The organism is Sphingomonas sp. (assembly GCF_041661825.1).
GTDB lineage: Bacteria > Pseudomonadota > Alphaproteobacteria > Sphingomonadales > Sphingomonadaceae > Sphingomonas.
On the sequence record NZ_JBAZTU010000001.1, the window covers coordinates 663,203 to 688,679 of the forward strand.

At 66.9% G+C, this 25,477-nt stretch carries 17 protein-coding genes; 13 read left to right on the forward strand and 4 right to left on the reverse strand.

Annotation, left to right across the window (positions count from 1 at the left end):
* Positions 1-107: 107 nt before the first annotated feature.
* Together WC729_RS02910 and WC729_RS02915 are read left to right on the forward strand one after the other, a co-directional pair.
* A complete protein-coding gene (locus tag WC729_RS02910) occupies positions 108-1,565 on the forward strand; it encodes an alpha/beta fold hydrolase (protein ID WP_372849346.1) in 1,458 nt (485 codons plus the stop codon).
* A 135-nt stretch (positions 1,566-1,700) separates the two neighbouring features.
* The gene (locus tag WC729_RS02915) at positions 1,701-3,407 is read left to right on the forward strand and encodes a serine hydrolase domain-containing protein (RefSeq protein WP_372849348.1); all 1,707 of its coding nucleotides are present in this window, start codon (positions 1,701-1,703) and stop codon (positions 3,405-3,407) included.
* A 78-nt stretch (positions 3,408-3,485) separates the two neighbouring features.
* Here WC729_RS02915 and WC729_RS02920 read toward each other — a convergent pair whose 3' ends face one another.
* The gene (locus WC729_RS02920) at positions 3,486-4,049 is read right to left on the reverse strand and encodes an N-acetyltransferase family protein (protein ID WP_372849350.1); all 564 of its coding nucleotides are present in this window, start codon (positions 4,047-4,049) and stop codon (positions 3,486-3,488) included.
* Positions 4,046-5,944 (reverse strand): signal peptide peptidase SppA, encoded by a 1,899-nt coding sequence (gene sppA, locus WC729_RS02925; RefSeq protein WP_372849352.1) that lies wholly within the window; start codon positions 5,942-5,944, stop codon positions 4,046-4,048. Before sppA ends, WC729_RS02920 begins: the two co-directional genes overlap by 4 nt.
* 267 nt (positions 5,945-6,211) lie before the next feature.
* Here sppA and groES point away from each other — a divergent pair, with 267 nt between their 5' ends.
* From groES to pepF, 5 genes are all read left to right on the forward strand, one after another.
* A complete protein-coding gene (gene groES, locus WC729_RS02930) occupies positions 6,212-6,499 on the forward strand; it encodes a co-chaperone GroES (protein WP_372849354.1) in 288 nt (95 codons plus the stop codon).
* Between the two features lie 52 nt (positions 6,500-6,551).
* Positions 6,552-8,195, forward strand: a complete 1,644-nt coding sequence (groL, locus tag WC729_RS02935) for a chaperonin GroEL (protein ID WP_372849356.1) — start codon at positions 6,552-6,554, stop codon at positions 8,193-8,195.
* Between the two features lie 378 nt (positions 8,196-8,573).
* The gene (locus WC729_RS02940; protein ID WP_372849358.1) at positions 8,574-10,190 is read left to right on the forward strand and encodes a DUF6311 domain-containing protein; all 1,617 of its coding nucleotides are present in this window, start codon (positions 8,574-8,576) and stop codon (positions 10,188-10,190) included.
* A gap of 34 nt (positions 10,191-10,224) precedes the next feature.
* The gene (locus WC729_RS02945) at positions 10,225-11,832 is read left to right on the forward strand and encodes a DUF6311 domain-containing protein (protein ID WP_372849359.1); all 1,608 of its coding nucleotides are present in this window, start codon (positions 10,225-10,227) and stop codon (positions 11,830-11,832) included.
* Between the two features lie 118 nt (positions 11,833-11,950).
* On the forward strand, positions 11,951-13,819 hold the full coding sequence (pepF, locus tag WC729_RS02950; RefSeq protein WP_372849361.1) for an oligoendopeptidase F: 1,869 nt from the start codon (positions 11,951-11,953) through the stop codon (positions 13,817-13,819).
* A 148-nt stretch (positions 13,820-13,967) separates the two neighbouring features.
* Here pepF and WC729_RS02955 read toward each other — a convergent pair whose 3' ends face one another.
* Together WC729_RS02955 and WC729_RS02960 are read right to left on the reverse strand one after the other, a co-directional pair.
* Entirely contained in the window at positions 13,968-14,918 is a 951-nt protein-coding gene (locus WC729_RS02955) for a GNAT family N-acetyltransferase (protein ID WP_372849363.1), read from the reverse strand.
* A gap of 204 nt (positions 14,919-15,122) precedes the next feature.
* A complete protein-coding gene (locus WC729_RS02960; protein ID WP_372849365.1) occupies positions 15,123-16,175 on the reverse strand; it encodes a mannose-1-phosphate guanylyltransferase/mannose-6-phosphate isomerase in 1,053 nt (350 codons plus the stop codon).
* A 319-nt stretch (positions 16,176-16,494) separates the two neighbouring features.
* Here WC729_RS02960 and WC729_RS02965 point away from each other — a divergent pair, with 319 nt between their 5' ends.
* The 6 genes from WC729_RS02965 to WC729_RS02990 all read left to right on the forward strand — a co-directional run bounded on the left by WC729_RS02965 (position 16,495) and on the right by WC729_RS02990 (position 25,421).
* Complete coding sequence (locus WC729_RS02965; protein ID WP_372849367.1) at positions 16,495-17,883, forward strand: TIGR03013 family XrtA/PEP-CTERM system glycosyltransferase; 1,389 nt, start codon at positions 16,495-16,497, stop codon at positions 17,881-17,883.
* Positions 17,884-17,887: 4 nt separating this feature from the next.
* Entirely contained in the window at positions 17,888-19,948 is a 2,061-nt protein-coding gene (prsK, locus tag WC729_RS02970; protein WP_372849369.1) for an XrtA/PEP-CTERM system histidine kinase PrsK, read from the forward strand.
* Complete coding sequence (gene prsR, locus WC729_RS02975; protein WP_372849371.1) at positions 19,945-21,309, forward strand: PEP-CTERM-box response regulator transcription factor; 1,365 nt, start codon at positions 19,945-19,947, stop codon at positions 21,307-21,309. The genes prsK and prsR overlap by 4 nt, the downstream gene beginning before the upstream one ends.
* Positions 21,293-23,464 (forward strand): tetratricopeptide repeat protein, encoded by a 2,172-nt coding sequence (locus WC729_RS02980; protein WP_372849373.1) that lies wholly within the window; start codon positions 21,293-21,295, stop codon positions 23,462-23,464. Before prsR ends, WC729_RS02980 begins: the two co-directional genes overlap by 17 nt.
* Before the next feature lie 59 nt (positions 23,465-23,523).
* Positions 23,524-24,336 carry an ATP-binding protein gene (locus tag WC729_RS02985; RefSeq protein ID WP_372849375.1) on the forward strand — a complete coding sequence of 271 codons (813 nt, stop codon included), beginning with the start codon at positions 23,524-23,526 and terminating at the stop codon, positions 24,334-24,336.
* A 128-nt stretch (positions 24,337-24,464) separates the two neighbouring features.
* On the forward strand, positions 24,465-25,421 hold the full coding sequence (locus tag WC729_RS02990) for a sensor histidine kinase (RefSeq protein WP_372849377.1): 957 nt from the start codon (positions 24,465-24,467) through the stop codon (positions 25,419-25,421).
* Positions 25,422-25,477 lie beyond the last annotated feature (56 nt).

Here is a 25,477-nt window from a genome sequence, read left to right on the forward strand (position 1 = left end):
TCCCTCTAGGCCGCCACTCGCCGAGATGCACCGCCATTCGCCGATGAGGGGCCGCCATTGGCCGAAGCGATGTAGCGGACGGCGCCGCGAACGGCTCAGCCGGGGGCATGACCAACACATCGCTCAATCGCCGCGCCGTGCTCGCTGCCGCCGCCCTCGCTTTTCCCGCCCTGGCGCTCGCCCGGGCCTCCGCCCAGACGGCGCCTCCATCGCAGGCCGGCCCCATCCGCTTCAAGGGCTGGCGCGGCGCGGAGACCGATGCCGAGCGGGGCTATTTCGAGGTGCCGGAGGATCGGCGCGATCCCGGCTCGCGGAAGATCCAGCTGGGCTATGTCCGGTTCGCCTCGACGGCGGTGAGGCCGGGTCCGCCGATCGTCTATCTGGCCGGCGGACCGGGCGGCGAGGGAACGGGAGCGGCAACCGGACCGCGCTTTCCGATCTTCATGGCGCTGCGCGCAGTGGCCGACGTCATCGCCCTCGACCAGCGGGGCACCGGCCTCTCCAGCACCATCCCGGGACGCCCGGCCTCGACGCGCCCGCTGCCGCTGTTCACGCAGGAAGGGCTGACCTCCTATTTCCGCGAGGAACTCCAGAGCGCCTGGGCCGACTGGACCAGGGCCGGCGTGTCCATGGCCGGCTACAACACCGAACAAAGCGCCGACGATATCGACGACCTGCGGCGCCACCTCGGCGCGGAGAAGGTCGACCTCTGGGGCACCAGCTACGGATCGCATCTGGCGCTCAGCGTGCTCAAGCGGCACGGCGACCGGGTGAACCGCGTGGCCCTGTCCAGCCTGGAGGGCCTGGACCAGACGGTGAAGCGGCCGGCGCGGACCGACGCCTATCTGCGCCAGGTGGACGCCCTGCTGGGCGCTGACCCCGCCGCCCGCGCGGCGATCCCCGACCTGCCGGCCCTGATGCGCCGCGTGCACGCCAGGCTGGAGGCACAGCCGGCCGTGACGAAGGTCATGCTGAAGGGCGCGCCGGCCGAGATCAGGATGGGCGGCTTCGGCGTCCAGATGCTGGCGGGCGGGCTGATCGCCAATCCCCACACCCTGGCGATGTTGCCGGCCATGTATCTGGCGCTGGACGCCGGCCGGACCGACGTTCTGGCGCCGTTCCTGGGTGACGTGGCCGACCTGCTGAACCTGAGGGGCATGCCCGAGGCGATGGATCTGGCGTCCGGAATCTCGCCGCGCCGGCTGGCGCTGGTGCGGCGCGAGGGGCGGAGCGCCGTGCTGGGCGAGACGCTGAACTTCCCGATGCCGCAGCTGCTGGGTGCGATCCCCGGCGTCGACCTGGGCGAAGGCTTCCGGGCGCCGATGCGCATCGACCATCCCGCCCTGCTCGTCGCCGGGTCGCTGGACGGCCGCACGGTGCTGGCCGAACAGGACGAGGTGGCGGCCCAGTTCCAGCGCAAGTCCCGGGTGATCGTCGAGAATGCCGGCCACAATGTCTTCGAGGCCCATCCCGAGGTGCAGGTCCTGCTGGTGCGATTCTTCCGCGGCGAGGGGGTGGCGGATACAAGGCTGGCCCTGCCGCCGCCGACGTTCAAGGTGGCTTGATCGGGCGGATCAAATTCTCTCGTGCGCGATGCCGTCGCACCATCAACGGTTTTTCCGCCACGTCGTTCACCGATCCGACATTGGCTGTTTGCAGCAACCCGATTTCGAAGCCCCTCCTGTTCATCGGAGTTCTCCATGCGTCCTGTTTCCCCTCGCATCGCCATCCCAGCCCTGTCCTGGCTGCTTGCCGCTGCCTTGCCTGCCGCCGCCCAGAACATGCCCTCTCCGCAAGAACGCCCCACTATCGACCTAGACGGCATCTTCGCATCGATCGCCCCAACGGGCCCGGGGTGTGTGGCGGGTGTGAAATCCGCGGGAACCGCGTCATTGACGCGCGGCTATGGGCTCGCCGATCTGGAGCACCCGTCGGCGCTTACGGCAGACAGCGTTTTCGAGACCGGATCCGTCGCCAAGCAATTCACCGCCGCTGCCATGCTGATGCTGGTTCAGGACGGCAAACTGACGCTCGACGATGATATCCGGCGCTACCTGCCGGAAATGCCCGACTATGGCACCGCGGTCACGATCCGGCACCTCCTCACCCACACCAGCGGCCTGCGCGAGCAATGGAGCTTGCTCGCCCTCGCCGGCAATCCGCCCGGAAGCCAGGTGCACACCCAGGCCACGATCCTCGACCTGGCATCGCGCCAAAAGGGGTTGAACTTCACCCCGGGCGCGGAATTCCTCTACACCAACACGAACTACGCTTTGGCGGCGATCATCATCGAGCGGGTCAGCGGCACGAGCTTGCAGCGCTTCACGGACCAGCGGCTGTTCCGGCCTCTCGGGATGAGCCACAGCAGATGGCGGGAGGATTTCCGTACGGTCGTTCCGGGGCGGGCAATGGCCTATGCGTCGGCCGGTGACGGATTCATCGCCAGCATGCCCTTCACCAATGTCTACGGAAATGGCGGCCTGCTTACCACGATCGGCGACCTGTTGCGCTGGAACGCCTTCCTCGACCATCCGTCAGAGCTGCCCGGCGGCGAGGCTCTGGTGGCCAGGCTGCAAACGCCCGGCACGTTGAGCAATGGCGTAGCGCTCGAATACGCCCTGGGTCTCGAGGTTACCCGCACGCACGGATTGCGCATGGTTTCGCACAGCGGTTCGACCGGTGGCTACAAGACCTGGCTGGGTCGCTACCCCGAAAAGGGCATTTCGGTGGCGGTGCTTTGCAACAATGGGGGCGTGGATCCGGTCGGCCTGGGCGAAAAGGTCGCAGAGCAGGCTCTCCTCGCCGAGGGCCTTGCCATGGGGCATTCCGACGGGGAGATCGCAGCCTCCGCATTGCGACCGGCCGCGACGGCGCCCCACGGGGACCTAACGCGGTACCAGGGACTCTTTCGAAATCCGGTCACCGGCGAACTGGTCGAGATGAAGGTCGTCGATCATCGGCTGACGCTGCAGCAAGGGGGATCCCAAATATTGATCTTCGACCATGGCCAGCGTTTTCGGCGCGCGGACGGTGACAGCGTGCAGTTTGCCGGCGCGACCGGCAGGCCGGTTAGCGTCACATTCGAGCATGCCGGAGCGCGCCAGCGCTTCATCGCCGTCGCGCCCGCCAGGACCGACGACAACGCGCTCGCCGCCTATGTCGGCACCTATTACAGCGCGGAACTGGATACGCGAATCGCGGTGGTACGACAGGGCCAGGCCCTGGTCATGCGCCAGCCCTTCGCCGTGGAATGGGCGCTGACGCCGCGCTTCGACAATGGCTTCACCACGCGGCTTCGGGGCACAACCACCTTCGTCTTTACGCGCAAGCCCAACGGCAAGATCGACGGCTTTGCCGCCTGGGCGAATGGCGTTCGCAATATGCGATTTGTCCGGCAATTTCGCTGAAGCCGGAACAAGTCCGGCATGACGTTACCCTGATCGTCAGGCCTGGAATCGATCATCCCCAGGCGGGACAGGGAAATATCACCCGTTCCGCACGAGCCCCACTTCGCTGAACGGCTTCGGCTCCAGCGGCGGGATGGTCGCCGGGTTCAGCTCGCGCTGCCAGAAGCCGACATCGATCCAGCGGCCCTGCTTGTACCCGACCTCGCGCAGCACGCCGGTGCGGCGGAAGCCGACCGATTCGTGCAGGCGGATCGAATGGTCGTTGGGCAAGGCGATCGCGCCGACCGCATGCGTGAAACCCTGCGCACGAAGCGTCGATACCAGCGCGTCGTAGAGCTGCCGGCCATTGCCCTGCCCCTGGGTGCCGCTGGCGAGGTAGACCGAGGTCTCGACGATATATTTATACGCCGGCCGGTCGCGGAACTTGGTCGCATAGGCATAGCCGAGCACCCCGCCCTCTTCGTCGCCATTGGTGACGACCAGCCAGGGATAGAGTCCTTCGGACGCGGCCATGCGAGTCCGCATCGCCCGCGAGTCCGGCGGCTCCAGTTCGAAGGAGACGGTGCCGGTTTCGACATAGGGTGCGTAGATCGCGGCGATGGCGGCAGCGTCGTCTGATCGGGCGGCGCGGATTGCAATCATTGAGTCACCTTTGCGAGTACGAAATCGAGAAGCTTGATGTCCGAGGCCGAGGCGCTCGCGGTACCGAAGCTGCCGCCCAGGCCTTCGCATTCCAGGCAGCGCGCCTGGATCGCGGCCCCGGTGCCGATGCGCTTCACGTCACCCAGCGCGCGGGCGAAGATCGCGCGGCGCTCGGCGGCGATCTTCGTGAAGGCGTCGCTGCCCTCGCTGCTCGCATCGTCGTCGTCATCCCCCGGGCCCATGATCTTCTCGACGAACTGGCCGAACCAGGCCGGCTTCTTCTCCAGATATTCGGCATGGACGTCCTCGGGCTTCAGGCCGGCGCGGCGTGCCGCCTCGTCGATCGCGTCCTTCAGCCCGCCGAAGCGATCGACCAGGCCGATCTGGCGCGCGGTGCCGCCGTCCCACACCCGGCCCTGGCCGATCTCGTCGACGCGCGTCGGGCTGAGCTTGCGGGCTTCGGACACGCGGGTGATGAACTGGCGATAGCCATTCTCGATGCCCGCCTGGAAGATCGTATCGGTCTCCGCGGTGAAGCCGCCCATCACATCGGGCTGGCCCGACAGCGGCGTCGTCTTCACCCCGTCCGTCGTGACGCCGATCTTGCGTAGCGTGTTCTCGAACGAGGGGATGATGCCGAAGATGCCGATCGATCCGGTGATGGTATTGGGCTGCGCGAAGATCACGTCGCCCGCGGTCGATACCCAGTAGCCGCCCGACGCGGCCAGGCTGCCCATCGAGACGACGATCGGCAGCTTCTGCGCCTTCGCCTCCATGATCGCGCGGCGCATGTCCTCCGACGCGAGCGCCGAGCCGCCGGGCGAGTCGATCCGCACGACCAGCGCCTTGAGGTTCTTCTTGGCGAGCCCGTCGAGCAGCGCCTTGCTGACCGTATCGGCCCCCGCGCTGCCGGTACGCGACCGGCCGTCGACGATGTCGCCCGCGATGGTCAGCACGCCGATGGCGTCGCCGCCGGTCGGCAGCGGGTTCGCCTCGACATAGGAGGCATATCTGATCGTGTTGAAGGTGCCGGCCGGCTTGTTGCTGTCGGACCCGACGAGCTCCGCCACACGCTTGCCGAAATCGAAGCGCGTGCCGAGCTTGTCGACCAGCCCGGCCTGCAGGTTCGCCTTGGCGATATCGCCCTGCACTGCCGTGATCACTTCGCCCGGCTTGCTCAGGAAATCGGCGAACTTCGCCTTGGGGCGCGCCTTGGCGATCGCTTCCTGCCACTGGCCGAACAGCACGCCGTAGAGCTTCAGATTCTCTTCCTTCGCCTCGGGCGAAGCATCGGCGCGGGTATAGGGTTCGACAAAGGATTTATACTTGCCGACGCGGTAGACATGCGCGTTGACGCCGAGCTTGTCGATCAGGCCCTTGTAATAAAGCTGCGATCCGCCCGGCCCCATGAACAGCGTGCCGCCCATCGGGCTCATCCAGATCTCGCTGGCATTGGCGGCGAGGCGATAGCCCGAATCGGTATAGGCAGTGGCGTAAGCGAGCACCGGCTTGCCGCCGTCGCGCACGCGGCGGACCGCATTGGCGACTTCGTCGACCGCCGCGGGATAGCCCCCGCCGAACGAGTCGAGATCGAGCACGACGGCCTTCACCCGATCATCGTCCTTGGCCTTGTCGAGCGAGCGGACCAGGTCGCGCAGGCGATATTCATGCACCGGGGCCGAACCGCCCAGCGCCGCGAAGGGATCGGCCTCGGCCGGCTGCTCGACGATCTGGCCGTCGAGCCGCAGCACCAGCGCGCCGTCGCGGATCACGGTCGGCCCGGGCTTCGCGGACAGCGCGCCGAACAGCAGGCCGAAGAAGATGAGCATGGCGATGAGGACAAGCGCGTCCTTGATGCCGACCAGGATCTTCCAGGCGCCCCGAACCAGTTTCACTAAGCCTACCCCTGCACAAGCGGTTGGCCTTCACCGCTAGAGCAAGCGTGAACGGGAGTAAATTCCGTACCGGCCCTGAACGCGACGACGGCAACGGCCGCCGGCGCCGCCGTGCGACACGCAGGCGGAACGACAACCGGTGGCATTTTTCAGGCCGCGGCCCGTTGACGCGGCGCGGGTGCGGGCACATATGCACCTCGCTGGCACTCACCGCAGGCGAGTGCTAACAATGATTCATCGACCCCAACTTTAAAGGGACTAGCGCATATGACCTTTCGTCCGTTGCACGACCGCGTCCTCGTCCGCCGCGTAGAGGCTGAAGAGAAGACCGCGGGCGGGATCATCATCCCCGAGACCGCCAAGGAAAAGCCGCAGGAAGGCGAAGTCGTCTCCGTCGGCACCGGCGTTCGCGCCGAGGACGGCACGATCACCCCGCTGGACGTCAAGGCCGGCGACAAGATTCTGTTCGGCAAATGGTCCGGCACCGAGGTTAAGATCGACGGTGAAGACCTGCTGATCATGAAGGAATCCGATATTTTGGGGATCGTCGGCTAAGCCACGACTTTCCGAATTTCCTCAACTTTCCAATTTGAAAGGGTAGCCTCACATGGCAGCCAAGGACGTAAAATTTTCGCGTGACGCGCGTGAGCGCATTCTCCGCGGCGTCGACATCCTCGCCGACGCAGTGAAGGTCACGCTGGGGCCGAAGGGCCGTAACGTCGTGATCGACAAGTCGTTCGGCGCACCGCGCATCACCAAGGACGGCGTCACCGTCGCCAAGGAGATCGAGCTGAAGGACAAGTTCGAGAACATGGGCGCGCAGATGCTGCGCGAAGTGGCCTCGAAGACCAACGACGTCGCCGGTGACGGCACCACCACCGCGACCGTTCTCGCCCAGGCGATCGTCCGCGAGGGCATGAAGTCGGTTGCGGCCGGCATGAACCCGATGGACCTGAAGCGCGGCATCGACCTCGCGGTCATCGAAGTCGTCAAGGACCTCAAGGCGCGCTCCAAGCCCGTCTCGGGCACCAAGGAAATCGCCCAGGTCGGCATCATCTCGGCCAATGGCGACACCGTCGTCGGCGAGAAGATCGCCGAGGCGATGGAGAAGGTCGGCAAGGAAGGCGTGATCACCGTCGAGGAAGCCAAGGGTCTCGAATTCGAGCTCGATGTCGTCGAAGGCATGCAGTTCGACCGCGGCTATCTGTCGCCTTACTTCATCACCAACCCGGAAAAGATGTCGGTCGAGCTCGCCGATCCGTACATCCTGATCCATGAGAAGAAGCTGTCGAACCTGCAGGCGATGCTCCCGATCCTGGAAGCCGTCGTTCAGTCGGGCCGTCCGCTGCTGATCATCGCCGAGGACATCGAGGGCGAGGCCCTGGCCACGCTCGTCGTCAACAAGCTCCGCGGCGGCCTGAAGGTCGCAGCCGTCAAGGCTCCTGGCTTCGGCGATCGCCGCAAGGCGATGCTCGAGGACATCGCGGTCCTGACCAAGGGCGAAGTGATCTCCGAGGATCTCGGCATCAAGCTCGAGAGCGTCACGCTCGGCATGCTCGGCACCGCCAAGCGCGTCACGATCGACAAGGACAACACCACCATCGTCGATGGTGCTGGCGACCATGACGCGATCAAGGGCCGTACGGATGCGATCCGTCAGCAGATCGAGAACACCACCAGCGATTACGACCGTGAGAAGCTCCAGGAGCGTCTCGCCAAGCTCGCCGGCGGCGTTGCCGTGATCAAGGTCGGCGGTTCGACCGAGGTCGAGGTGAAGGAGCGCAAGGATCGCGTCGACGACGCCCTCCACGCGACCCGCGCGGCAGTCGAAGAGGGCATCGTCCCCGGCGGCGGCACGGCTCTCCTCTATGCCACCAAGGCACTCGAGGGCATGAAGGGCGCGAACGACGACCAGACCCGCGGCATCGATATCGTCCGCAAGGCGCTCTATGCTCCGGTCCGTCAGATCGCCTCGAACGCCGGCCATGACGGTGCGGTGATCTCGGGCAAGCTGCTCGAGGGCAATGATCCGACCCAGGGCTTCAACGCCCAGACCGAGAAGTATGAGAACCTCGTCGAGAGCGGCGTGATCGACCCGACCAAGGTCGTCCGCACTGCCCTGCAGGACGCGGCTTCGGTTTCCGGCCTGCTCATCACGACGGAAGCCGCCGTGTCCGAGCTGCCGGAAGACAAGCCCGCCATGCCCATGGGCGGCGGCGGCATGGGCGGCATGGGCGGTATGGACTTCTGATCCGAAGGGCGGCCTGCGCCAGACTGGCGCAGGACTCGCCCGAGGACGGACGGCGGGTCGGCAGGATACTGCCGAACCCGTCCGACGACAGCGCGGGCTTTGCCCGCGCCGGAATTCCAGGACTGTCCGGCCGACCGGCTGGAAAAGAGAAGGGCCGGAGGGAAACCTCCGGCCCTTTTTTATTCTCATTCTCATTCCTCCCCCTCCGGGGGAGGGGGACCGCGCGCTTCTTCAGCGCGTGGTGGAGGGGCTAGGGGCACGGTACATCTGCCCCGCGCTCCAAGCCCCTCCACCACTTCGTGGTCCCCCTCCCCGTTCCGGGGAGGAATGCGTTGGGCCATGGATTTTCCGCCCCCACTCCGCCATGACCCTCCCCCGATGCGCCGCCTGCTCACCTGGATCCTTCCCTGGCTCGCCCTGAGCGTGGCCGTGTTCTTCAGCTGGCAGAACCCGAACGTCCTCAATCCGACCCGCATTGCCTGGCTGCTCGACGGCAATGACCATGGTCAGGCCGTCATCGGCATGGCGGCCTATCTGCGCGCACCGCCACCATGGCCGTCGCTGCATTCCAACCTGTTGATGGCGCCCGATGGCATTCCGCTCTCGCTGACCGACGGCAATCCCCTGCTCGGCCTGGTGCTGCGGCCCTTCGCCTCGGTGCTGCCGGTCGGTATCCAGTATATCGGCTGGTGGCTGCTGACCTGCATCCTGCTCCATACCGCTTTCGCCGCGGCGCTGGTCCGGCGGTTCACCCCGAACCCGCTGGCGACCTGGATCGGCGCTGCGCTGCTGACCCTGATGCCGGTGCTCCTCGCGCGCTTCGGCCATGTCAATCTCTGCGCGCAGTGGCTGATCCTCTGGGCATTGTGGATCTATGTCGACGCCGATCGATCCGAGCGCCCGGGCTGGTGGGTGGCGGTCGTCACTGCCTCGATCCTGATCCACCCCTATATCCTGGTGATGGTCGCGGCGATCTGGGCGAGCGCGATGCTGCGGCAATTCCTGCTGGCGCCTGACAACAGGGCCCGCGCGAGGATGTTCGGCGATGTGGCGATCGTCGTCGCACCGCTGCTGATCGTCCCGATCCTGCTCGGCACGGTCAGCGAACCGACCATCGCAGTCGGCGGCTATGGCGGTTTCTCAATGGCGCTCGACGCGCTGTGGAATCCGAATACCGGCGCCTATTCGGCGCTGCTGCCGGCCAAGGCGCTCAACCCCTCCCAGGCGCTGGAGGGGATGAACTATCCCGGTGCGGGACTGCTCGCGCTCATCGTCGTGGCGCTGTTTCAGGGCATCCGCCGCTGGGGGGAAATCCGCGACGACCAGCTGTTCCGCCGCCTCGCCTGGCTGCTGCCGGCCTTTCTGGTGCTGACGATCGTCGCGATCGCCCCGCACCTCATCTGGCGCGGCGTGGTGATTGCCAGCCTGCCGATGCCCGACTGGGTCGGCAAGGCACTCGACCCGATCCGCGCGGCCGGGCGGATGTTCTGGCCGGTGCTCTACACGCTCGCCTTCGCGGCGATCGTGGTGGTGGCGCGGATGCGGTTCGGCACCTGGCTGCTCGCGGGAGCGCTGCTGCTGCAGGTGATCGACACGATGCCGCTGCTCAAATCGGCGCGCGAGAGCGGCGGGTGGGCCGAGCTGACCAGCCCCTATCACCGCACGCTCGATCCGCGCTGGGACGCGCTGATCGCCCAGGCCGACATGATCCAGTTCGAGCCGCCCGAAATGTACCGCGATCTCGCGCTGATGGAGGAAGTCACCTGGCGCGCGATCGTCGCGGGCAAGCCGGTGCGTTTCTTCTATGCCTCGCGCGAGACGGTGGCGGTGCGCCGCCGCCTGCAGCGCGACAGCGCGGCGTTCATCCTGGGGCAGACCGACCCGCGCCGCCTCTATGTCCTGCTCGACGGCAAGGCGCCGCCGGTGCTGGCCCACCGAGTGACCAAGCTCGACGGCGTCGCGATCATCGCACCCGGCCCGCCGCCGCGGCGTTAACCATATAGTCGCGCTGATCGGGCAGAAGCGCATCATGGCCACCACTGCCCTTCGCTTCATCGCGCTCGCGGCGATCGCGTTGGGCGCATTCCTCGCCTGGATGAATCCGGCGATCCTCGACGTCACCAATGTCGGCTGGGTGCTGGCAGGCCAGGACTGGGGGCCGACTGCGCTCGGGCTCGCGGCCTATCTCCAGTCGGGCGACTGGCCGGGCACCGCGACACCGCTGATCCTCGCGCCGGAGGGCGTGCACCTGCTGATGATGGACGGCAACCCGCTGCTCGGGCTGCTGCTCAAGCCGCTTGCCCCCTTCCTGCCGGCCGGCGTCCAGTTCATCGGCTGGTGGCTGCTGATCAGCCTCGCGCTGCATGTCCGTTTCGCCTGGCTGCTGGTGGAGCCGCACGCGCCGGATTTCCCGAGCGCCTGGCTGGGCACGGCGCTGCTCACCCTGCTGCCGACGCTCTACAATCGCTACGGCCACGCCAATCTCTGCGCGCACTGGCTGATCCTGTGGGCACTGTGGATCTTCATCGACCGCGCGCGGTCGCGCCGCTGGCTGCCCTGGCTCGCGTTGATCGGCGTGGCGGGGCTGGTCCACAGCTATATGCTGCTGATCGTCGGCGCGATCTGGGCCAGCGCGATGCTGCGCGACCTGGTGACGGGCGCCGCGCCCGACCGGCGCCGCGCTATCGCCATGACCGGTGTGGTCGGGGCGATGGCGACGGGGCTGGCATTGCTGCACGGCCTGCTTGATCCGCCCGTGTCCACCGGCACCTATGGCGGCTTCCCGATGGCGCTCGATGCGCTGATCAACCCGGCCAATCCCGGCTATACCCTGTTCCTGCCGTCGACGCCGAACAGCGCCATGGGCTATGAGGGCTTCCAGTATCTCGGCACCGGGCTGATCCTGCTCGTCCTCGTCGCGATCGTCGCCACGATCCGCGCACGGAAAGCCGAACCAAGCGACCTGCGCTGGCTCCTGCCCGCCTTTGCCGTGCTCACGTTGCTCGCCATCACCAATGTGCTGGTCCTGCACGGCCAGCGCATCCTGTTCGTGCCCCTGCCCCAACGGGTAGTCGATGCGCTCGATCTGGTCCGCGGCTCCGGGCGGCTGTTCTGGCCGGTCGCCTACACCATGGTTTATGCCGCCATCCTTACCGCCTACCGGCTCGAACGGCGTATGCTGGTGCTTGCCGCGGCTCTGGTACTGCAGGTCGCCGACATGTCAGCGATGTTCGCCGCGATCCGCCCCCAGACCGCGCTGGCGAGCAAGCCCGGCACCTATGGCGCGACGCGCGATCCGCGCTGGCAGGCGCTGATCGCCAGCGCCTCGGCGATCGAGCTTCAGCCGCCCGATCCGCACCGCGACCTGCGGCTGACCGAGGAGATCGGCTGGCGCGCCATGCTGGCCTGCCGCCCGATGCGCCACATGTATGTCGCACGCATCCCACGATCGGTGCAGGCGCGGATCGACAAGGATCGCCGCACCTTCCTCGCCGGCCGGATCGATCCGACGCGGCTCTACATCCTCTATCGCGGCGAGCAGGTGCCCGCGGCGCTTATCCCACGGGTCCGTATGCTCGACGGCATCGCCTTCATCCCGCCCATACAGCCCGCGCCGCCGCCGACTTTGTGTCGTTGAGCGGTCCAGGCGTGCCGTTCGCAGCAGACGTGCGTTAGTTTATCGGCACACCCCCTTCCCAAGCGCCGGGAAGCGCGACAAAGTCGTTGCAATCGATACTTTGGGGGATTCCCGTCACATGACCAGTCTTTCGCGCCGCGAGGCTCTCGCCGCCGCTGCCCTGACCACGCTTGCCGCCGCCATGCCCGCCTGGGCGCAGGATGCCGCAACCGCCGGCACCGTCGCCGCCTGGGACCTGAGCGAGCTTTATCCCAATGACGCCGCCTGGGACGCCGCACGCAAGGATGTGCTCGCGAAAATCCCCGGTCTGCTCAAGTTCAAGGGTACGCTCGGCACCAGCGCGGACTCGCTCGCCGCGGCGCTGGTCGCCCAGTCGGATCTCGGCCGCGTCGCCAGCCGGGTCTATACCTATATCAGCCTGAAGGCGGACGAGGACCTTCGCGTCGCCGCCGCGCAGGAGAAGCAGGCCCAGGCGAACGACATGTTCACCGCGTTCGGCGAGGCCACATCCTGGATCGCCCCGGAGCTGCTCGCGATCGGCAAGGCGAAGATCGACGGTTTCGTCGCGGCCAATGAGGTGCTGAAGAAGCGCTTCGATTTCTATCTCGCCGACATCCTGCGCCAGGAAGAACATACCCTGTCGCCAGAGGGCGAGAATCTCCTCGCCGGCACGTCCTCACCCTTTTCAGGTGCGCGCGACACGCGCGAGCAGTTGGTCGCGTCGGACATTCCCTGGCCGACCGTCACCCTGTCGACCGGCAAGCAGGTCCGGCTCGACGACCAGGCCTATACCCTCACCCGCGACGCGCCCAACCGCGCCGACCGCAAGCTGGTGTTCGACACGTTCTGGGCCGAATATGGTCGGTTCCAGAGCTCGCTCGGCACCGCCTATCTCAGCCATGTGAAGGCCGACATCTTCCGCAAGAAAGCGCGCAAGTACCCGACCTCGCTGGCGATGTACCTGTCGGGCGCCAATGTGCCCGAGGCCGTGTACCGCTCGCTCGTCGCGGAAACGAACAACGGCCTGCCCCAGCTGCACCGTTATTTCGAGCTGCGCCGGCGGATGCTCAAGCTGCCCGACATGGCCTATTACGACATCTATCCCCCGCTCGTTCAGCTCGACAAGAAGGTGAGCCTGGCGGAGATGCGCACCACGACGATCGAAGCGGTCAAGCCGCTCGGTCCGGAATATGGCGCGCTGTTCGCCAAGGCGACCGCGGCGAAGTGGATGGACCCGCTGCCGCGGCCGGGCAAGAAATCGGGCGCCTATATGAACCCCGGCGCGGCCTACGACCTGCACCCCTATCTGCTGCTCAATCTCGGCGAGAATTACGACGGGATGACCACCTATGCGCATGAATGGGGGCATGCGATGCACTCGCTGCTCTCGAACAAGAACCAGGTCTATGAGAAGTCGGACTACCCGATCTTCCTCGCGGAGATCGCGTCGACCTGCAACGAGCAGCTGCTCGCCGCCTATATGGTCAAGCAGGCCAAGACCAGGGAAGAGAAGCTCTTCTATCTGGGCCAGCAGCTCGAGGCGATGCGCGGCACCTTCTACCGCCAGGCGATGTTCGCCGAGTTCGAGCTTGCGGTGCACGACAAGGCCGAGGCGGGCGAAGGCCTGTCGGGCGAGAAGTTCACCGCGATCTATCTCGACCTGCTGAAGCGCTATCATGGCCCCAAGGTCGCGATCGACCCGTCCTACGCCTCGGAATGGGCATATATCCCGCACTTCTACACCAGCTTCTACGTCTATCAGTATGCGACCTGCATCTCGGCCGCGTCCTATTTCGCCCGCTCGATCCTGAAGGGCGGCGCGAAGGAGCGGGACAATTATCTGAGCGTGCTGAAGGCCGGCGGGTCCGACTATCCCGTCGACATCCTGAAGCGCGCCGGCCTCGATATGGCCAGCCCCGCGCCGTACCAGGCAGTGGTTGCAACGTTCAAGGACACGCTCGACCAGGCGGAAGCGCTGATGGGGTGACGGGCCAGGTTTTCGAGCGCCCCCAACACATCTTCCGTCACCCCGGGCTTGTCCCGGGGTCCACTGTGCCGCACATCAAAGGCCAAGGCTCTTGCGGGCCAGTGGATGCCGGGACAAGTCCGGCATGACGATTGTGGACGGGTCGGCCCTACGCCGGCCGGTAGCGCATCGCGACGTCGCACCGCTCATAGCGGGCGCCGAAATCGCGCATGATGTCGGTATCGTGCACGAAACCGAGCTTCTCGTAGAGATGGATCGCCGCCTCGCTCTTGCGGTTGCTGAGCAGGTAGAGCGTCTCCGCACCCATATCCGCTGCGCGCGCAATCGTAGCACGAAGGAGGAATTCACCGGCCTTGCGCCCGCGCGCCGAGGCCAGCACGCCCATCTTGGTCAGTTCGAACTGCCCCGGCCCGGTCTTCCGCAGGGCGCAGGTCCCGACCACGCCCAGCCCCTCGGCCTCGACGAACAGGATGTCGCCGCCCGGATCGACGATCCGCTCTCGGGGATTCTCCATCACATCGCGGTCGGCCTGCTCCAGCCGGTACATCGTCTCGATCCACTCGGCGTTGATGTCGTGGAAATCCCGCGCCAGCGAATCATCGTAGCGCAGGATCGTCAGCCCGAGATCGGCGGCGCGCCGATCGAGCGGCTTCTCGTCGAGCGCTCGCTCGATCGCCGAAATCTGACCGAGCAACGGCCCGGACAAGGGCTCGCACAGCGCGGCGACCGCCATGTCGATCCGCGGCCAGACTTCGCGCTTCGACACTTCCATCGCTGCCTTGCCCGCGTCGCTCAGCGACAAGGATTTCTGGCGCTGGTCACGCCCTTCCCGCGTCATGTCGATCAGGCCGAGCTCGATCAGCCGGGCCATGTTGCGCGTCACCCCGGGCTGGCTGATGCCGAGCGTCTCGGCGATCTGGCCGACGGTCATGCTGCCTTCGCGTTCGATGAGCGCGAGCAGTGGATACTGGCTCGGCTGGATCGGCAGGCCGGCCTCAGCCGCCACTTTCTGCACGTCCGCCTGCATCCGTTCCGCCAGCCGCTTCAGCCGGGTGCCGAGGAAAAGATGCCCGAGTTCGGCAACGATATCGCCTGCCATGCGTCACTCCTTCCAATCACATAACACGTTATATAACGTGGTATTTGATATGCAAGCGCCGAACACACAGACGAATTTTGTCACACGGTTACGATGCATCGTTCCGACAAAATGCTGATATCATTGTATAAAATCTGAAGAAATCTGGCGGATAAGGTCACATAGGTGTGACAAAAGTCTCCAACAGACTGCTCGCCTGTCGGCTCAGCCCTTCATCGCTTCGATCAGCTTCTTCACTTCCTGGCTGCGCCCGCGCGGCAGGATCAGCACGTCATTGCCGCTGGCGACGACGATCAGGTCCTCCACCCCGACGATCGCGATACGCACGCCGTCGCTGCGCACCAGGCAATTGGCGGTATCGATCGCAATGACCTCGCCGTGATGGACGTTGCCGTCGGCATCGCCAACGCTGATCTCGTGCAGCGCATCCCAGCTACCGACATCGCTCCAGCCCATGCTGACCGGCACCACCGCGACGCGCTCGGCCTTTTCCATCACCGCATAATCGATCGAATCGGCCGGCGAGGCGGCAAAGGCATCGGCATCGGGATAGATGCGGCAACCCTCGGTGCGGGCGGCCGCCATCGCCTGCTGGCAGGCGTGCAACATCTCGGGCGCATGGGCGGCGAGCGCGCCGAGATAGATGTCGGCGCGGAACAGGAAGATGCCGCCGTTCCAGGCATGGTCGCCCGCCGCCAGCATCGCCTCGGCCTTGTCGCGCGGCGGCTTCTCGACGAACTTCGCCACCCGGTGGACGCCGCCGGAAATCTCCTCGCCGACATGGATCCACCCATAGCCCGTCTCGGGCGCATGCGGATCGATCCCGAAGGTGATCAGCCATCCTTCCGCCACCAACGGCATCGCCGCATGGATCGCGGCATGAAAGGCCGGCACATCCGTGATGACATGGTCGGACGGCATCACCAGCAGCGCATCCGAACCGCCGCCCGCTGCCAGCGCCGCCAGCGCGATCGCGGGCGCGGTGTTGCGGCCCATCGGCTCGAGGATCAGCGCCTGCGCCGCTGATTCGACCGCCTCGAGCTGTTCCTCGACCATGTCGGCATGCCGCGCATTGGCGACGACGATCGGCGCCGCGAACCGCTCCCCGCAGGCGCGCCGCGCTGTCAGCTGGAGCATCGTATCCTCGGCCGTCAACGCCAGCATCTGCTTGGGCCGCTCGGGTTTCGACATCGGCCATAAACGCGTGCCCGATCCGCCCGACAGGATGACAGGGATGATCGGCTTGGAAAGCGGCATGCATTGATCTCCTGTGACGCGCTCCCCTTAGCCCGGGAGGCGCGGCTTAGGAACTGTCGTGGATCAATCCGGGTCCATGTTCTTCTTACGCCCCTCCCCTTCAGGGGAGGGGTTGGGGTGGGGGAGTCGCGAACGCGGCGCCAGCGTCGAAGCGCCGATCGGGGCATCGAGCCCCGCTCGACGCTGCCCCACCCCTTCCCCCTCCCCTGAAGGAGAGGGGCTTAAGGAGCTCGCGTTCAACCTTTGTTTGTCAATTTCTGCGACAGCGAAGCCGCGTGTCGGATTTGTTTACACGTGGGTCGTAGAGGCTGGAACGACGATGATCAGGCTGTTCAAGCACTATATTCCCAACGCCGTGCTGCTGCTCGGCCTGTTCGACCTCATCCTGCTGGTCGTCGCGGGGGAGCTCGGCTATTCGCTGCGCATCCACCAGATCGGCAGCCTGCTCGACCCGATCCAGAACCGAATCCCCCAGCTCATCACCTTCGCCACCTCGGTCGAGCTCGCGATGATCGCGGTCGGCGTGTACGGCGCAGGCGCGCTCCAGTCGCTGCGCTTCGCCGCTGCCCGTCTGCTCGTCGCGATCTCACTGGGCGTGATCTTCCTCAGCGTGATCTTCTTCCTCGTGCCCTCGATCACCTTCTGGCGGTCCAACCTGCTCTACTCGATGGGCATCGCGATCTGCCTGCTGATCGCGCTGCGCATCCTGCTCGGCAAGACGCTTGGCGGCCAGGTGTTCAAGCGGCGCATCGTCGTGCTCGGCGCCGGCGCACGCGCCGCGCGGCTGAAGGCGCTCGCCGCCACGCCCGGCGCAGGCTTCGTCGTGGTCGGCTATGTCTCGATGAGCGAGGCGGCGCGCGTCATCCCCGAGGCGATCGCGCGTGACGCGATCTACAATCTCGCCGACCATGTCGTGCTGCTCAACGCGAGCGAAGTGGTGCTCGCGCTCGAGGAGCGCCGCAATGCGCTGCCGCTCAAGGACCTGCTGCGCATCAAGACCACGGGCGTTCACGTCAACGAGATCTCGACCTTCCTCGAACGCGAGACGGGCCGGGTCGACCTGCAGAGCGTCAACCCGAGCTGGCTGATCTTCTCCGACGGCTTTTCCTCGGGCCGCATGCTGTCCAGCATGTTCAAGCGGCTGTTCGACATCACAGCCAGCCTCGTACTGCTGATCGTCACCCTGCCGCTGATCCTGATCACCGCGATCGCGATCAAGCTGGAGAGCAAGGGCCCGGCCTTTTACCGCCAGCGCCGCGTCGGCCTGTACAGCGTCGGCTTCGACGTCATCAAATTGCGCTCGATGCGGCAGGACGCCGAGATCGATGGCAAGGCGGTCTGGGCCGAGAAGGACGATCCGCGCATCACCCGGATCGGCCGGATCATCCGCAAGACGCGCATCGACGAGCTGCCCCAGACCTGGTCGGTGCTGAAGGGCGAGATGAGCTTTGTCGGCCCGCGCCCCGAGCGCCCACAGTTCGTCGAGGACCTGGAGCAGCAGCTCAATTATTATGCCGAACGCCACATGGTGAAGCCCGGCATCACTGGCTGGGCGCAGATCAACTATCCCTATGGCGCCTCGATCGACGATGCCCGGCAGAAGCTGGAATATGATCTCTATTACGCGAAGAATTACTCGCCCTTTCTGGACGTGCTGATCCTGCTGCAGACGATCCGCGTCGTGCTCTGGCCGGAGGGGGCGCGCTGATCCGATGCCGGTGACGGCCATCCTGTGGAGCCACGCGCTCGCCGCCCTGCTCTTCGCGGGCGTGGCGCTGACGCGGCTGCGCGATGCGGGGACCGCCCTGCCCCGCCTGACCTTCGTCGTCGCGCTCGGCGTCACTGCGCTCTGGGCGCTGGCCGTGGCGGGCATCGGTCCGTCCGATCTGGTGACGCGCATCGCGGAGAGCGCGCGCAATATCGCCTGGCTGGGCTTCATGTTCGTGCTGGTCCGGCGCGACGGCGGCGGGCCCGAGGCTCGAGCCGTCGCGATCATCTACGGCGTCGTCGCGATCCTGGTCGTCATCGGTGCCGGGCTTGCGGTTACCGACGAGACGATCGGCCCGGGCGTGGTGCCCGCGCTCGGCACGGTAAGGACCCTGCTCCGCGCGATGGTCGCGATCAGTGCGCTGGTTCTGGTGAACCATCTTTATTCGGCGGTCGCGCCGCGGGCACGCGGCGGCATCTCGCTGGTGGTGATTGCCTTGGCCGGGATGTGGGGCATCGACCTGGTGCTCTATGCGACCGCCTATCTTACCAGCCTGGCGCCTGCGGTGCTGATCGCCGTACGCGGCGTGGTCATGGTGCTGGCGGCGCCCATCTTCGCCATCGCCGTACAGCGCAACGGGGACTGGACGCTCCAGCTCTCGCGGACAGTCGCGTGGCAGACGCTGACGTTCGCCATCACCCTGCTCTACGCGGTGATCATGCTGGCCGCGACCAGCGCGATCGCGGCGTTCGGCGGCGACAATGCCCGGGTGCTGCAGACCGCCTTTGTGTTCGGGTCGACCGCCGCCGTTCTGACCATCCTCTCCTCGCCCTGGGTCCGGGCCTGGGCGAAGGTGAAGGTGGCCAAACATTTTTTCCGGCACCGCTATGATTACCGCGCCGAATGGACTCGCTTCACCGATACGCTGGGCAAGCCCGGCGAGGGCGCGGCCCCGCTCGACGAGCGCATCGTCAAGGCAGTGGCAGACCTGACCGATTCGCCCGCAGGACTCCTGCTCGTGCCCGAAGGGACAGGTTTAGGCATCGGCGCCGACTGGAACTGGGCGCCCGAGGGCCTGCCGCCGATCGGCGGGGACGAAGCGCTCGCAACCTATCTCGCGACGACCGGCCGGATCGTCGAACTCGACATGGTGCGCGGCGACACCGCGGAGCCGGGCGAACTCGCCAGCGTGCCCTTGTGGATGACTGACGAGAGCACGGCGTGGGCGCTGGTGCCGCTGGTCCATCTCGACCGGCTGCAAGGCGCGATTCTGCTCGCCCGCCCGCCGGTCGACCGGTCACTCGACTGGGAGGATTTCGATCTGCTGCGTATCGCCGGCCGCCAGGTCGCGAGCTACCTTGCGGAAGCCCGCGCGCAGGAGGCGCTATCGGATGCGCAGCGGTTCGACGAGTTCAATCGCCGCTTCGCCTTCATCATGCACGACATCAAGAATCTGGTGAGCCAGCTGACCTTGACCGCGCGCAACGCCGAACGCCACGCCGACAATCCCGAGTTCCGCGCCGACATGATCGCGACCCTGCAGGATTCGGCCGGGCGTATGAACGACCTGCTCGCCCGCCTGTCGCAACATCATTCCGGCCGCGCCGAAGAGCTGCGTGCGGTCGAGGTGTCGCCCTTGATCGAGCGAGTCGCGGCCCGGCGGCGTACCCAGCACCCGATCGCCACCGTTTCGCGCGGCCAAGCGGTGGCGCTCGCCGACCCGGCGCGGCTCGAGCAATTGCTCGGCCATCTCGTCCAGAACGCCATCGAGGCAAGCAACCCTGCCGAGCCCGTGACGATCGCGGTGGCGGTAAAGGACACACGAGTGGAGATCGACGTGATCGACAAGGGCTGCGGCATGTCGCCTGCCTTTCTGCGCGAAAAATTGTTCAAGCCCTTCGTCTCGTCGAAGACGGGCGGCTTCGGCATCGGCGCCTATGAAGCGCTCCAGCTCGCCCAGGCGATGGGCGGCACGCTCGAGGTCAACAGCCGCGAGGGCGAAGGATCGCGCTTCCGCGTCACCCTGCCCGCCGCGCGCGACATGCAGTTCGGGAAAGCGGCATGAACGGCACCGGCACCCCCAAACCCAAGCTGCTGATCGTCGAGGACGATCTCGGCCTGCAGCGCCAGCTGCGCTGGGCCTATGAGGATTATGAAGTGATCGTCGCCAGCGACCGCGCCTCGGCACTCGACGCGCTGCGCGCCGAGGAGCCGGCGGTCGTCACGCTCGATCTCGGCCTGCCGCCGGACCCCGACGGCGTGACCGAAGGCTTCGCCACGCTGGAGGCGATCCTTGCGCTCAAGCCCGATACCAAGGTGATCGTCGCCTCCGGCCACGGCGCCCGCGAAAGCGCGCTCAAGGCGATCGGCGACGGCGCCTGGGATTTCTACGCCAAGCCGATCGATATCGACGCGCTCGGCCTGATCGTCGCGCGCGCCTTCCACGTCCATGCGCTCGAGGCGGAGAATCGCCGCCTCGCCGAGCGCCAGGACGGCGAGACGGCACTGGGCGGCATGATCACCGCCTCGCCCGAGATGCTGAAAGTGACGCGCACCATCGAGCGCGTCGCCGGCGCCGACGTCTCGGTGATGCTGCTCGGCGCGAGCGGTACGGGCAAGGAGTTGCTCGCCCGCGGCCTGCACGATTCCAGTCGCCGGGCGAAAGGCGCGTTCGTCGCGATCAACTGCGCGGCGATCCCCGACACCCTGCTCGAAAGCGAGCTGTTCGGCCACGAAAAGGGCGCCTTCACCGGTGCGATCAAGACGACCGAAGGCAAGATCGAGCAGGCCAGCGGCGGCACCCTGTTCCTCGACGAGATTGGCGACGTGCCATTGCCGCTCCAGGTCAAGCTGCTGCGTTTCCTGCAGGAGCGCGTGATCGAGCGGATCGGCGGGCGCAAGGCGATTGCCGTCGACACGCGCATCGTCTGCGCGACGCACCAGGACATCGACGCGATGGTCGCGGAAGGGCGTTTCCGCGAGGATCTTTATTACCGCCTTGCCGAGATCGTCGTGCGCATTCCGTCGCTCGCCGAACGCAGCGGCGATGCCGGGCTGCTGGCGCGGCACTTCCTGAAGAAATACGCCAAGTCGATGAACAGCGCCGTCACCGGCCTTTCGCCCGATGCGCGCTCGGCAATCGATGCCTGGGGCTGGCCCGGCAATGTCCGCGAGCTGGAGAACCGCATGAAGCGTGCGGTGATCATGGCCGAGGGAAAGCTGGTCACCGCGGCCGATCTCGACCTGGCCGAAGGCGCGGACGACGTGCCGCTCAACCTGCGCGCCGCGCGCGAGACCGCCGACCGCAAGGCGATCCGCCACGCCCTGACCCGGGCCGAGGGCAATATCTCGAACACCGCCAAGCTGCTCGGGGTGAGCCGCCCGACGCTGTACGACCTGCTGAAGAGCTATGACCTCCATGCTTGAGCAATCGCCGACCCGCTTCTCCGTCCGTGCCGAGCCCCTCGCCGCGCCGGACCTTCCGTCGCATGCCAATGGGCGGCGTCGCCGCTCCCGGAGCAAGGCCGGGCGCACGCGGCGCTGGGGCGTGTTCATCGTCGCGAGCGGCGCTGCCCTGCTGTGCGCGCTCGCCTTCGCCTTTGCGGTGACACGCCCCGTGCGCGCCGACGCCGCCAGCGCACGCACCGAACTCGGCCAGAGCCTCGGCCTGCTCAAGCTCGGCAATATCAGCGCCGCCCGCGCTCATGCCCAGGCGGCAATCAAGGCCGATCCCGACTGGGGCCTGGCCCATGCCGTGATGGCCCGCATCTTCCTCGCGCTCGGCGACGGCGTCGCGGCCGAGGGCGAGCTGGGTCGCGCCCGGGCGACGGGGTTCGATATCGAACGTGCGCATCAGCTCTACGCGCATGCCTGGCTGCTCCAGGGCGACGCCAAGCGCGCCCTCGCCGAGGCCGCCAAGGCGAAACCGCTCTATGCCGGCTATGCCGCCCGGGTCGGCGCCCTTGCCCACGCGGCGCAGGGCGACCTGCCCGGCGCGCAGCGCACGCTCTCCAATATCCTCGCCGCGTCGCCGAACGACAGCGCCGCCTGGTCCGATCTCGGCCGGGTCCGCTACAATAGCGGCGACATTGCCGGCGCGATCGACGCTGCGACCCGCGCGCTTGCCATCGACCGCAACAATATCGCGGCGCTGACCTTGCGCGGCGAGCTGGTGCGCGGCCAATACGGCCTGGTTGCCGCCCTGCCCTGGTTCGAGCAGGCGCTGAAGCATGACGCCTATTTCCACCCGGCGCTGATCGAATATGCCGGCACGCTGGGCGATGTCGGACGCTATGGCGAGATGCTGGAGGCGACGCGCAAGGCGCTCGCTGCACGGCCGGGTAGCCCACAGGCCTATTATCTCCAGGCAGTGCTCGCCGCGCGCGCCGGCAATTTCGATCTGGCCCGCACCCTGATGGAGCGGACCGCCGGGCAGCTCGGCGACATCCCCGGAGCATTGCTGCTCGGCGGCACGCTTGCCTATCAGGCCGGCGCCTTTGAGCAGGCGATCGAGCAGTTCCGCCAGGTCGTCGGCCGCCAGCCGATGAACATCACCGCGCGCCGCCTACTCGGTGCCGCGCTGCTGCGCTCGGGCGATGCGAAGGGTGCGCTCGAGGCGCTTCGCCCCGTGGCGCTGCGCGGCGATGCCGACACCTATACGCTCAGCCTCGTCGCCCGCGCCTTCGAGCGCACCGGCGAACGCGACTGGTCGGGCAAGTTCCTCGACCGCGCCGCCTGGCCGTCGCGCGAGGGATCGGCCCCGTTCGGCACCGACGACAGCCTGCCGATCCTCACCGCCGCTGCCAACGAGGCGCCCGACGATCCGATCCGCCGGGTCGGCTATCTGCGTGGGCTGATCGACGCGGGCGATGCCGGCAGTGCGCTGGCCCAGGCCCAGGCGCTCGCCCGCGACAATCCCGGCGCGCCCGCCGCGCATCTCGCGGTCGGCGACACGCTGATGGTGCTGGGCCGTTACGCCGACGCAGCGGCCGCCTATCGCCGCGCCGCCGACGTGCATTTCGACGAGCCGACCATGCTCCGGGCGGTCGATGCGCTCGACCGTGCCGGCCAGCGGCCCGCCGCGGCCAATGTGCTGGCGCTGTTCCTGTCGCAGAACCCGCAGAACATCGCCGGTCAGCGCCTCGCTGCGCATTGGCAGATCGCCGGGGGCGAATGGGATTCGGCGATCGAGACGCTCGAGGGCCTGCGCCAGCGCGTCGGCAACCGCGACGCCGCGCTGCTGGCGGAACTGGCCTATGCCTATCTCGGCGATGAGGACGACCAGACCGGCCTGGCCTATGGCAAAGCCGCGTACAAGCTCGCCCCGATGAACCCGGCCGCAACCGACGCCTATGGCTGGGCGCTTTACCAGTCGGGCGAGAATGCCCCAGCGCTGCAGCTGCTAGAAAAGGCCGTATCGATCGCGCCCGACCATGCCGTGCTGCGCTGGCACCTCGGCCAGGTCTATGCCGATCTCGGCCGCAAGGCCGAGGCTGCCGGGCAAATCCAGGCGGCGCTGGCCGATCCGAGCTTCCAGGATCGGGATGCGGCGCAGGCGGTGCTGAGGACGCTCAACAGCTGAACCCTCCCTCCCCGGTGAAGACTATTGCCTGGTAGGCGGGGGGTTGTAACAGGCCGGGAATGACCGACCCTCTCATCCGCATCGCCGATGCGCTGGAACGCCTGGCCCCGCCGCCGCCGCCACCGGCCGACCCGCTCGTGCACCCGGCCTATATCTGGCGGGGCGACACGCTGACGGCGGCACGCGACTTTGTCGGGCTGCCGCTCGAACAGCTCCAGAATATCGATCTCCAGAAGACTGCGCTGGTCGACAATCTCGATCGCCTGGCGAAGGGCGCGGCCGCGCATGACGCGCTGCTCTGGGGCGCACGCGGCACCGGCAAATCGGCGCTCGTGAAAAGCGCGGTCGCCCATGTCCAGGCATCGGGCGGCAATCTCGCGCTGATCGAAGTGGTGACGACCCGGCTCGACACCCTCCCGGCGCTGTTCGCCGCCATCGCGCCGCTGCCGCGGTCCTTCGTCCTGTTCATCGACGATCTCGGCTTCGACGCGGCGGGCGACGCCCGCGCGCTGCGCTCGATGCTCCAGGGCGGGGCCGAGGCGCGGCCCGCCAATGCCCGGTTGATCGTCACCTCGAACCGCCGTCACCTGATCCCGCGCGACATCGCGGAGCAGGAAAGCGCGATCAATCCGCGCGACGCGGTGGACGACCAGCTCGCCCTCGCCGACCGGTTCGGGCTCAGCCTCGGCTTCCACGTGATCGACCAGGACGGCTATATCGCCATCGTGAAGGGGTATGCCGACGCGTACGGCCTGCCCTTCGACCCGGTCGAGGCGATCGGCTGGGCGACCCGGCGCGGCAGCCGTTCGGGCCGCGTCGCCTGGCATTATATAACCGATCTGGCGGGACGAAATGGGCGATCGCTCATATAGTCATTGATATGGCTCATCTTTGTCGCAACGTCGCTTGACTTGGGCGCGTGCGCGGGGTGACTTCGCTTATGTCCCGCATCGGCGCCTTTGATTTATGTGAACGATTGTCGCCGGCGATACCTGTCTGGGTGACCCAGGTCGGCGTCACCTTGCTGATCGTGGTCGGCGCGCGAATCCTGCGGCTGGGCTTCGACATGGTGGCGGGCGGCGCAGCACCCTTCGCGCTGATCTATCCGGCGATCATGCTCGCAACGCTGTTCGCCCGCGCCTTTGCCGGCGCGCTGACGGCGACGATCATGATCCTCTATATCTGGTATTTCCTCTACCCGCTCGAGCGCTCGTTCAAATTCGTCAACAGCGCGGGCGCCTTCTCGGTCGGCATCGTGATCGTCACCACGGTCATGACCATCGCCATCGCCGAGCTGTTCCGCCGCACCGCCCACCACGCCACGCAGGAGCGCGACCGCGAGATCGCCGAGCGCGACCTGTTCCTCGCCGAGTTCGATCATCGCATGAAGAACAATTTCGCGATCGTCGCTGGCCTGCTCGACCTGCAGAAGCGCCGGGCGCGCGAGCCCGCGACGGCAGCGGCGCTGGAAACGGCGCAGATGCGGGTCGACAGCATCGCCCGGGCACACCGCCATCTCTATCGCGGCACCGGCCAGCCCGGCACCGTCGAGATCAGGGACTATCTGACCGATCTCTGTGCCGCGCTCGCCGAATCGCTGTTCCTCCAGGGCGGCATCACTTTGTCCTGCGACAGCGACCACGCCGCCGTGCCGCGCGATCGCGCCGTCTCGATCGGGCTGGTCGTCAACGAGCTCGTCACCAACGCCGCCAAGCACGCCTTTCCGGGGCGCGATCTCGGCTCGATCAGCGTCACGCTGCGCAACCGGACCGAGGGCGGCTGGCGCGTGACCGTGGCCGACGACGGCGTCGGCATGCCGAAGGACGCCGCCCTGCCCGAAAAGGGCAACGGCCTGGGCAGCCGCCTGGTCGAGGCCTTCGCCCGCCAGGCCGGCGGCACGCTGAGCACGGAGAGCGACGATACGGGCACGCGGGTCGTGATGCGGCTGGAGGCCTGAAAACGCCGCTTTCCTAAAGCGAATATTTACCTGGGCCCGGCATTCTCCCCTCGGCA

What these genes read in the sequence shown, in the direction of transcription:
- WC729_RS02910 (WP_372849346.1), top strand. Translation starts at nt 108, where the DNA reads ATGACCAACACATCGCTCAATCGCCGCGCCGTGCTCGCTGCCGCCGCC.
- WC729_RS02915 (WP_372849348.1), top strand. Translation starts at nt 1,701, where the DNA reads ATGCGTCCTGTTTCCCCTCGCATCGCCATCCCAGCCCTGTCCTGGCTG.
- WC729_RS02920 (WP_372849350.1), bottom strand. Translation starts at nt 4,049, where the DNA reads ATGATTGCAATCCGCGCCGCCCGATCAGACGACGCTGCCGCCATCGCC.
- groES (WP_372849354.1), top strand. Translation starts at nt 6,212, where the DNA reads ATGACCTTTCGTCCGTTGCACGACCGCGTCCTCGTCCGCCGCGTAGAG.
- groL (WP_372849356.1), top strand. Translation starts at nt 6,552, where the DNA reads ATGGCAGCCAAGGACGTAAAATTTTCGCGTGACGCGCGTGAGCGCATT.
- WC729_RS02940 (WP_372849358.1), top strand. Translation starts at nt 8,574, where the DNA reads ATGCGCCGCCTGCTCACCTGGATCCTTCCCTGGCTCGCCCTGAGCGTG.
- WC729_RS02945 (WP_372849359.1), top strand. Translation starts at nt 10,225, where the DNA reads ATGGCCACCACTGCCCTTCGCTTCATCGCGCTCGCGGCGATCGCGTTG.
- pepF (WP_372849361.1), top strand. Translation starts at nt 11,951, where the DNA reads ATGACCAGTCTTTCGCGCCGCGAGGCTCTCGCCGCCGCTGCCCTGACC.
- WC729_RS02955 (WP_372849363.1), bottom strand. Translation starts at nt 14,918, where the DNA reads ATGGCAGGCGATATCGTTGCCGAACTCGGGCATCTTTTCCTCGGCACC.
- WC729_RS02960 (WP_372849365.1), bottom strand. Translation starts at nt 16,175, where the DNA reads ATGCCGCTTTCCAAGCCGATCATCCCTGTCATCCTGTCGGGCGGATCG.
- WC729_RS02965 (WP_372849367.1), top strand. Translation starts at nt 16,495, where the DNA reads ATGATCAGGCTGTTCAAGCACTATATTCCCAACGCCGTGCTGCTGCTC.
- prsK (WP_372849369.1), top strand. Translation starts at nt 17,888, where the DNA reads ATGCCGGTGACGGCCATCCTGTGGAGCCACGCGCTCGCCGCCCTGCTC.
- prsR (WP_372849371.1), top strand. Translation starts at nt 19,945, where the DNA reads ATGAACGGCACCGGCACCCCCAAACCCAAGCTGCTGATCGTCGAGGAC.
- WC729_RS02980 (WP_372849373.1), top strand. Translation starts at nt 21,293, where the DNA reads ATGACCTCCATGCTTGAGCAATCGCCGACCCGCTTCTCCGTCCGTGCC.
- WC729_RS02985 (WP_372849375.1), top strand. Translation starts at nt 23,524, where the DNA reads ATGACCGACCCTCTCATCCGCATCGCCGATGCGCTGGAACGCCTGGCC.